Origin of the sequence: Limosilactobacillus albertensis, from assembly GCF_014145555.1 — a bacterium.
GTDB classification, from domain to species: Bacteria; Bacillota; Bacilli; order Lactobacillales; family Lactobacillaceae; genus Limosilactobacillus; species Limosilactobacillus albertensis.
In genome coordinates this window covers 18,400-28,251 of record NZ_JACIVD010000068.1, presented here as the reverse complement: position 1 = coordinate 28,251, position 9,852 = coordinate 18,400, and the positions used below count along the sequence as shown (strand labels likewise).

Annotated in this window: 5 protein-coding genes; 4 read left to right on the top strand and 1 reads right to left on the bottom strand. The window is 38.9% G+C overall.

The window, feature by feature from the left end:
• Together H5S41_RS08605 and H5S41_RS08595 are read left to right on the top strand one after the other, a co-directional pair.
• On the top strand, window positions 1-2,319 hold a 2,319-nt coding region (locus H5S41_RS08605), incomplete at its 5' end, for a peptidoglycan recognition protein family protein (protein ID WP_259395116.1).
• A 75-nt stretch (window positions 2,320-2,394) separates the two neighbouring features.
• Entirely contained in the window at window positions 2,395-3,510 is a 1,116-nt protein-coding gene (locus H5S41_RS08595) for an AI-2E family transporter (RefSeq protein WP_182597570.1), read from the top strand.
• Between the two features lie 42 nt (window positions 3,511-3,552).
• On the opposite strand, the gene H5S41_RS08590 is transcribed toward H5S41_RS08595, so the two are convergent.
• Window positions 3,553-5,028: an LCP family protein gene (locus tag H5S41_RS08590; RefSeq protein WP_182602986.1), complete on the bottom strand. Its 1,476-nt coding sequence runs from the start codon at window positions 5,026-5,028 to the stop codon at window positions 3,553-3,555.
• Between the two features lie 186 nt (window positions 5,029-5,214).
• On the opposite strand from H5S41_RS08590, the gene H5S41_RS08585 reads away from it, so the two are divergent.
• Together H5S41_RS08585 and H5S41_RS08580 are read left to right on the top strand one after the other, a co-directional pair.
• The gene (locus H5S41_RS08585; protein WP_182602985.1) at window positions 5,215-6,792 is read left to right on the top strand and encodes a peptide chain release factor 3; all 1,578 of its coding nucleotides are present in this window, start codon (window positions 5,215-5,217) and stop codon (window positions 6,790-6,792) included.
• 162 nt (window positions 6,793-6,954) lie between these two features.
• A complete protein-coding gene (locus H5S41_RS08580; RefSeq protein WP_182602984.1) occupies window positions 6,955-9,789 on the top strand; it encodes an NlpC/P60 family protein in 2,835 nt (944 codons plus the stop codon).
• The last annotated feature ends 63 nt before the right edge of the window (window positions 9,790-9,852 follow it).

Below are 9,852 nucleotides of genomic sequence, written 5' to 3'. Positions count from 1 at the left end.
CGGTATGTAATTGCTTATGACAGTACTACTAATACAGAATTAGGACGGACCAAGGTAAATGGAAATCTTGCTCGTCCCGATGTCGCAAAGGCTTATCCTAATGTAGTCAATGCTAAGGATGCCGGTTACCAAGCAACGATGAACAGTCTTGACTGGAGCAAGGTTAAGAATGTTGATGACCATCTTCAAATCGTTAGCCGTTACAGTAATGCTGCTAACGGTGAAGGAGACCACGTTGATTCTTGGTCGCAACCAATCAATTTAGATAAGAGCAACAATGCCTATCTTGATAATTTCAGTATTGTTAATAACCAATTACAAGTAACCGGTTGGAATGCCACTAATAAAGCATTGGGCAAGCATAACCATTACATCATCTTATTTGACCGGACTGCCGGTCATGAGTTAGCACGGCAAAAGGCAACAGCAGTTGCCCGTCCCGATGTCGCCAAGGTTTACCCGCAGGTAATCAATGCGCAAAACTCTGGTTTTAATGTTAGCTTCTCATTGGCTAATGTGGACTTAAATCATGAATTGCAAGTTATTAGTCGCTACAGTGATGTCCAAAATGGTGAAGGCAATAACGTTAATTATTGGTATGCCCCAAAGAAATTCACTCCAAACAATACCAGCAATCAAGGTAACCTTGATAACTTTAACCTTAGTAATGGGGAATTAACAGTTGCTGGTTGGCACGCTACTGATTATTCTCAAGTAGAAAGTAACCACTACTTAATTCTTTTTGATAAGAGTAACAATACTCAAGTAGCTTCAATAAAGGTTACTAATGTTGCCCGTCCAGATGTAGCGAAGGCTTATCCCGCCGTTCAAAGTGCTGGTCAGTCTGGTTTTAATGCTAGTTTTGGTAAAGTTAACCTAACTCCAGGTCACGCTTACCAAATCGTTAGCCGTTATTCAACTTTAGCTGAAGGCAATGGTGATAATGGACAAAGCAAGTTCACTGATTTCTGGTCAGCACCAGTAACATTAAACCAGCAGGCTTACAACATTGATAATTTCAGTGCGACTAAAGATGGCTTTAATGTAACCGGTTGGGTAGCTAGTGACCAGGCTATTAATAAGCAAAATCCATACTTGATTTTATTAAACAATGGCAAAGAAATTGCGCGGACAAAGTTAAGCTTAACTGATCGTCCCGATGTTGCCAAAGTCTACCCAAGTTTGTACAACTCGCAAAAGAGTGGCTTTAATGTTAATTTAAAGGTTGACCCGGCAACAGCCAATGGCACCTTAAAGATCTTGCTTCGTTTTGCTGGTTCAACAGATGGTAAGACTGATTTTAGTGATCAAACTAGTCAGGATTACCCAACAAACACAGGTAATTTTGATAATGTTCATATTACTGCAACCAAGGTAAGTCTTAGCGGTTGGCATGCAAGCACTCAAGTTGCTAATAGACCATATGAATACTTAATTGTTCTTGATAATGGTGGTAAGGAACTTTACCGTCAGCAAATTACTGATAAGGATATTACTCGTAACGATGTTCAAAATGTTTATCCATATATTAAGGAAGCTAATAAGTCTGGCTTCCAAGTAACAATGGATATCCCTGCTAATATGCAAGGACACTTGGTTCGTTTTATTCATCGGATTACTGATGATCAACAAGGTAACGGTAATTATGTTGACTTCTACTCCAATCCAGTTATTGTGAACTTACAGTACAATATGAATGCAAATGGTATCAACCGTTATATTTTAGATAATGGAATTGGGCATGCAAATATTACGGTAAATCATGTTCTTAACGAAGCTAATGTAGCTAGTGGAATTTTGACTGGCAAATATAGTGAAACTAAAGATGGTAAGCCCAATATGGTCGTAGTTCATGAAACTGCCAACCCTAATGACAGTATGGGGGGGGAGATTAACTACGAGAAGGCTAATTACAATGGTGCTTTTGTGCATGCTTTTGTTGATGGTAACCAAATTGTAGAAATTGCTCCAACAGATCATGAAGCCTGGGGAGCAGCCTATCCAGCAAATGGTCGAGCAGTTCAATTTGAACAGGTAGAAGTATATGGTGCAAATAACTTTGCTCACGAACTTGTAAATGCTGCTTACTATACCGCATATAAGATGAATGAATATGGAATGTTCCCTAGTTTAGCACAATCAGATGGTACTGGATCATTATGGTCACACCATGATGTAACTAGATATATTGCTAATGGTAAGACAAATCATACAGATCCTGATGGCTATTGGACAAATAGGGCATCACGTTACTTTGGCACTTCCTATACAATGAATGACTTCTTTGAATTAGTTAAGTATGAATATTCTCACCTTTAATAATTAATTTTTAAACAAAACCTTCTAAAACTGCGGTACAATTTTAGAAGGTTTTTTATTTTATAAGGAGTATCTATGTCTAAGCAAAAATTTTATCATTGGCTTTTTTGGCCGTTAATGTTATTGTCGATAGCAACTTTAATCTGGATGTGTACGAAAATCCAGTTTGTATTTCAACCATTTCTAACTTTTATTTCAGTTGTTTTTGTTCCGCTGATTATCTCTGGCTTCTTGTATTATATGTTAAACCCAGTTTTAAAGCTTTTTATGAAGATTAAAATTGGTCGTTTTCGGATGAACAAGGGACTAGCTAGTTTATTAATTGTGTTGTTGCTAATTGTGATTATTGTCGGGGGAATAACAATGCTGATTCCGCCGGTAGTAAAGGAAATTTCGTCCTTAGTTCGTCATTTACCGCAAACAGTTACCGGATTACAGCATTTAATTAATGACACTATTCAACACTCATTTTTAAAGAACGTTGATTTAAATTCTTATTACCGTCAGTTTGATCACCAGTTAGCTGGCTATGCTCAAAAAGTTCTACAAGGACTATCTGAACGGGTAGGGGATATTATTGGGATGCTGACAAATGTTACTGTTGTGACTATTACTGTTCCCGTAATGCTATTCTACATGCTTAAGGATGGTTCTAAGCTTATTCCAAGTATTCAGAAATGGCTTTCACCGCATCATGCTAAAGAGGTGAATGAGCTTCTTGGGAAGATGAATTCCACCTTGTCCTCATATATTTCTGGACAGATGATCGAGTGCCTATTTGTTGGTGTGTTTACATCAATTGGTTATGTAATTATCGGCCAACCATTGGCAATCGTGCTAGGAATTGTTGCTGGACTAACAAATATTATTCCATACATTGGACCTTATATTGGGATTGCACCTGCCTTGTTTGTGGCATTAACAATGGCGCCAAATAAAATTATTTGGGTAATCGTTGTTGTAATTGTTGTTCAACAGGTAGATGGAAATATTGTTTATCCAAACATTATTGGTAAGACATTACAAATTCACCCGTTAACAATTATTATGTTGTTGCTTGCTGCCGGTCATATTGCCGGAATTGGTGGAATGATTCTTTGCATTCCATTCTATGCGGTTATTAAGACCATTTGTGAATACTTCTTTGATATTTACCGAATTGAACACCCAATAAAAGAAGAACAAGAGTAAAGAAAAATCTTCGCTGATTTAATTTCAACGAAGATTTTTTATTTAGTAATATCGATGTGTATATCCGTAATGGTTACCGTATGTTGGGTGAGTGTAGGTTGAGTGGTAACCATTATTATAACTGCGGTAAGTGTGATATTGCGGTGTTGAGTAACGTTGAGTAGTAGCAGCTTGTGCATGGTTTTCAGTAGCAGGAACAGCTTGCGATTCACTATATGCTTCGTTGCTATTGTTTACTGAAGTACTTTCTTCTTCGCTTTGACTAGTTTGTGAATGGTGACTACTTGAGCCAGTAACCTCATCGCTACCATTACCACTACCGGGATCGTTGTAACTTGCACCACCTGGAAGAATGAAGTTAGTTTCATTATATCCGTTATAGTGTGGCTGTGACTTGTACATCTTAGTTTCGTGGTTAACAACATTTTTAGCTTTTAAGCCCAGTTGCGCACGAACTAATTTAGATACCCGGTTGATTTCTTTTGGACTGGCAATTTGGAAGGATACTCCTTCGATTGTTGCGTTTTGACCTTGGAAATGGTACGTTTTAACGTTATTCATTGCTCCATGGTAGTTTCCGTAAAGGGTTGCAATATCGTCAATCGGGATATTAGTTTTAACCCCATCCCCAACAGCATCAAGAATCTTATTAGCTGCTCCAATTGATCCCGAAGTCTTAAATTTATTGATAACGCTCTTTAGAATCTGTTGTTGCCGTTTTTGTCGACCGTAATCATTATTTGGATCATCGTACCGCATCCGTGAGTACTTCAAGGCGTTTGCTCCGTTAAGGTGTTGTTTACCTTTTTTGAAGTGGTGTCCTTCATAGTCGAAGGCAAATGGGTTGTTAACTTCAACTCCGCCAACAGAGTTTACAACTTTTTCGAGAACTCCCATGTTGATAACGGCATAGTAATCGATTGGCACATCAAGTAGCTCTGATACTTGTTTAACGGTTTGCTTAGGGCCATTAATTGCATAGGCCGCATTGATCTTGACATAGTCTGGACCATCACTAGTTTCGACACGAACTAAAATGTCGCGGGGAATACTCGTCATTGTGATTGTTTTGTTCTTTGGATTAATGGTGAATAATTCTAGTGAGTCGGTATTACCACCCTTATTACCCCGATCCAGGGCACCAACATCGGTTCCCATCGTAAGAACAGAGACAGGCTCACCTTTTTGCAGCTTCTTACTAATCTTACCATCACCAGCGCCAAACACTCCTTTGGCAACTGAATGAACTTTATGATATTCGTAAAATCCACCGGCAACCACAAGGCAGATTAAGAGACCAATCAAAAGCCGTACCCAATTAGGAGTCCGGTAGTGGTGTTTTTGCGGTGGCTGAAAGTCTGGTGACGACTGTTCTTCTTCGCGCCGCAATCGATTTTCACGATTATTATGTGCTTCCTCGCGTTCTCGTCGTTTGCGCTCATTAACGTCACGTTGGATTCGTTCTTCCATCCGCTTACGGTAGTGTTCCCGTGATTCGTGATTATTGTTATTATCCATATACAAAGTACCTCAATAAAATAAGTTCTAACTTTATTAATATAGCAGAAAATTAATATCAAGTTCAAATATATCGTAAGACTTTAAACTTTCTGTAACTTTTCGCAAGGATAGACTTTCCTAAAAATATGTAATAATATAGTAGAGATATTGCGCAAATTTAAATGAAGAAAGGAAAATAAGTTAATGTCACCAAAACAACTTGCTGAAGCAGTTAATAAGCGACGGACATTCGCCATAATTTCACACCCGGATGCCGGTAAGACAACTATTACTGAGCAACTTCTCCTTTTTGGAGGCGTTGTTCGGGAAGCTGGGACCGTTAAAGCACGGAAAACCGGTAATTTTGCTAAATCTGACTGGATGGAGATTGAAAAGAAGCGTGGAATCTCTGTTACTTCATCTGTTATGCAGTTTGATTTTCAAGGAAAAAGAATCAATATCCTTGATACCCCGGGACACGAAGACTTTTCTGAAGATACCTACCGGACATTAATGGCAGTGGACTCTGCTGTCATGGTTATTGATAGTGCTAAGGGGATTGAGCCGCAGACAAAGAAACTTTTCCAAATTTGTAAAATGCGGGGGATTCCAATCTTTACCTTTATGAACAAGTTTGATCGGGATGCCCGTGAACCGCTCGACTTACTTAATGAAGTTGAAGATGTCCTTGGAATTGAGACCTACCCGATGAACTGGCCAATTGGCTCCGGCCACCAGTTTAAAGGAGTATATGACCGTTTTAATCGCCGTGTTGCATTGACCCACCCAGTAGACGAAAGCAACCCTTACTTACCATTAGATGAAGATGGCAATGTTAAAGGTGAAAATCCATTAGCTGGTGATGGTGAATGGCAGGACGCAATGGATGGCATGGAATTAGTTGAGGTTGCTGGTAATGAATTAGACCGTGAGAAGATTGCAAAAGGTGATCAAACGCCTGTCTTCTTTGGTTCAGCGTTAACTAATTTTGGAGTACAAACTTTCTTGGAGACCTATCTTCAATTTGCACCAGCACCAAGCGACCATAAGACCGAAGAAGGGGATGTTATTAAGCCCCTTGATCCTGAATTCTCTGGTTTTGTTTTCAAGATTCAGGCAAATATGAATCCGCGACACCGTGATCGAATTGCTTTCGTACGGATTTGTTCCGGCGAATTTGATCGCGGAATGGACGTTACTTTATCACGGACGAAGAAGCCAATGCGGTTATCAAATGTGACTGAGTTTATGGCTGACACCCGTGAGAATGTAGAGACTGCTGTTGCCGGTGATATTATCGGGCTGTATGACACGGGTAACTTCCAAATTGGCGATTCTATTTACAATGGTAAAAAGGATATTCAATTTGAAAAGTTACCACAATTTACCCCTGAATTATTTGTCCGGGTAGCTGCTAAAAACGTGATGAAGCAAAAGTCCTTCCATAAGGGAATTAATCAGTTAGTCCAAGAAGGAGCAGTTCAGCTTTATCGGAGCTACTCAACTGGGGACTATATTTTGGGTGCCGTTGGTCAGTTACAGTTTGAGGTCTTTAAGTTCCGAATGCAAAACGAATATAATTCCGAAGTTGTGATGGAGCCAATGGGGAAGAAGACTGCTCGTTGGATTGACCCTGACCAATTGGACGAGAAGATGTCGTCATCACGGAATATCTTGGTTAAAGACATTCATGACCAGCCACTGTTCTTATTTGAAAATCAATTTGCGGAAAACTGGTTTAAGCAAAAGTATCCTGATGTGAAATTGACAGCAAAATTGTAAAATAGTTTTGAACAAGAGTATCTATGCAATTGTATAGATGCTTTTTTCATTCACTGAAAAATATGAAGAAATATTGAAAAACTATTTAAAAATATTTGAATTTATGATTTAATTTACCTGTTTAATGAAAGTTAATTTCTCTAAGGAAAGTCAGGTAATATTATGCAAGAAAAAAGCCATTATAAGCTTTTTAAGGCTGGTAAAAACTGGTGTACGATGATGATTACATTGGTTGCAGCAGCAGCGGGTGTATCTATTGCAAGCACCACTGTACACGCTGATACAGTTGCAACTCCAACAGTTCAAGTTGAAAAAGCAACGGGAACAAAAGATCAACAATCCAATGGTAAGCCTGATCAAGAAAAGCAATCAGGTCAGGGTTCAGTAGACACACAAAACACAAACACTAATAATCCATCTACTAAACAACAAGCCGATGTTGATTACAAAACACCGGTAAATAACGGTTATATTGATACCGTTACAACTAATGCTAAAGATGAAAACAATATTGAAGTTAATGGTTGGCACGCTACTAACCAATATAAAAATGGAATGGATCACTACCTTATTGCTTTGAATGGTGATAATAACCATGAATTATACCGAACAAAGGTAGAAACAACTTACCGTCCAGATGTTCAAAAGGTATATCCCAAAGCACCTATTTCAGGTAATGGTGGTTTTCAAGCAACTATTCCTGTTAATCGTTTGAACAATGCATCATCTGTACGTTTTGTATCTCGTTATACTAATAGCCCAGTTGGTGAGCCTAATGGCGGAGTTGATTTCTGGTACCCAACGATTCAGACTAAAGCCGCATATTTAGATAATTTCAAGGTTAACGGTAATAATATTGAAGTTAGTGGTTGGCATGCAGATGATCAATCAGTTAATAAGCCGGCTCACTTCTTGATTTTATTTGATAAGTCTAAGAATAAAGAAGTTGCTCGTCAAAAAACAAAAGTTGTTGCCAGTCCAGATGTAGCACAAAATGGTTATGCAACAATTGCTAATGCTAATAAGTCTCGCTTTAGTGCTGTATTTACAATTAATCCAGCTATGCTTGGCGATGAGTTTACCATTGTTAGTCGTTACAGTGATAACGAAAAAACAGGTGAAGGTAACCGTTCAGATTACTGGTTTAACAATAATTCGCTTAAAATTGGTAAAGGTAAAAATGCTGGTTACATTGATCAATTAAGTGTTGATGCTAAAGATAATAAGGTAATTGTTAGTGGATGGAATGCCAACGATGATTCAGCAGTATTGACAAACCATTATTTGATTTTATTCGATAAGACGGCAAACCATGAAGTTGCTCGTCAAGCGGTAAAGACACTTGTTAGTGCTGATGTAGCACAAAATGGTTTTGGCGATGTTAATAATGCAAACCGGTCGCGGTTTAATGCTTCATTTGATATTACCCCAGCAATGATTGGTCACCAATTAACAGTTGTTAGTCGGTATACTAATGATGCTAAGGGTGGTGAAGGGACCCATTCAGATTACTGGTATAACCAAGCTGCTGTCCCTGTCTATGCTAACCAAGCGGGATACCTTGATCAATTTAGTGTTTCAGGAGCTAATGGTCAAATAAATGCAAGTGGTTGGCATGCTGCTGATGCATCTTCAATCTTAAACAACCATTACCTAATTTTATTTGATAAGACTGCAAATCATGAAGTTGCTCGTCAAAATGTAAAGGTTACTGCCAGTGCTGATGTTGCGCAAAATGGTTTTGGTAACATTGCCAATGCAGGTCAATCTAGATTTAGCACGAACTTCAAAGTTACCCCAGCAATGGTTGGTCATCAATTAGTCTTAATTAGCCGTTACAGTGACGATGCTAAAGGTGGCGAAGGGAACCATATTGATTATTGGTACAACAATGCAATTAATTTGAATAATAACCAAGCATGGTTAGATAATTTTAATCAAAATGGTAATACAATTACCGCTTCTGGTTGGCATGCAGATGATTCATCATTTATTAACAAGCATCACTTTATTATTCTCTGGGACTTAAGTAAGGGTCACGAAATTGGTCGTAAGGAAGTAACCAATACCACTAGCCCTGATATTAATAATGTCTATGGCAATGTTCTTGGAGCTAATAATGCACGGTTTAGTGTCAGCTTTAACATTGATGGTCAATATGCTCATGATGCAATGCAATTAATTAGTCGGTACAGTAATGCGGATAACGGGGAAGGTAATTACTCACAAAATTGGCTTACTAACCAATACTTGAATCTTTATCAAAACCCATCATGGATGTACCAAATCAACTACAGTCAAATTCAACCGACTGGCCCAGTTGGACACAACATCGGCCCCGGTTACGAAGGAATTAAGACCCAGTTAGTAAAGGATCGGATTGGCACAGGTTACCAACACAACACTTATACAACTGCTGATGCTTACCGGGTAATGAATGTTCAACGCGCGCATGGGCTACCAGCTACCGGTTGGGTTGATTATAATACTTGGGTAGCGTTAGGTTTACCTGCTGACCAATGGAATAGTATTGATAGTTATGTTGCTCCACTTGGTGCTGGTGCCGGTGCTTCTCGTCAGGATCACATTGAGGCAATGATTCGTCAGGCTTACCAATACATGGGTAAACCATGGCTAGCCGGATGTTCATCATCTCCTGCCTATGGTGTGGACTGTTCTGGTTTAGTAATGCAAGCTCTTTATGCTGGTGGCATTAACCCAACATCATGTAGTTCTATTTACCATGGCTTCCCAGGTAATGAATGGAACTCACGTAATCTCTTTACTGACCCTCACTTTATGAATGTTTCATACGGTGACCGTCAACGTGGGGATTTAGTATTCTATTACCAACCTGGCACACATACAATTTGGCACGTAGCTATTTATCTTGGCAACAACCAAGTAATTGAAAGCTGGCCACCAAGAGTTATGGTTCAGCCAATTGTTAATGGTCAACGTAATGTAATTGCAGGGATTAGACGAGTATTTGCATAATTCAATGAAGGGCTTAGAATTCACAGATTTTAAGCCTTTTTATTTTGGATAATAATCGGGGGA

Excerpts from the sequence above, each read along its gene's own strand:
- H5S41_RS08580 (WP_182602984.1), top strand. The coding sequence starts at position 6,955 with ATGCAAGAAAAAAGCCATTATAAGCTTTTTAAGGCTGGTAAAAACTGG.
- H5S41_RS08590 (WP_182602986.1), bottom strand. The coding sequence starts at position 5,028 with ATGGATAATAACAATAATCACGAATCACGGGAACACTACCGTAAGCGG.
- H5S41_RS08585 (WP_182602985.1), top strand. The coding sequence starts at position 5,215 with ATGTCACCAAAACAACTTGCTGAAGCAGTTAATAAGCGACGGACATTC.
- H5S41_RS08595 (WP_182597570.1), top strand. The coding sequence starts at position 2,395 with ATGTCTAAGCAAAAATTTTATCATTGGCTTTTTTGGCCGTTAATGTTA.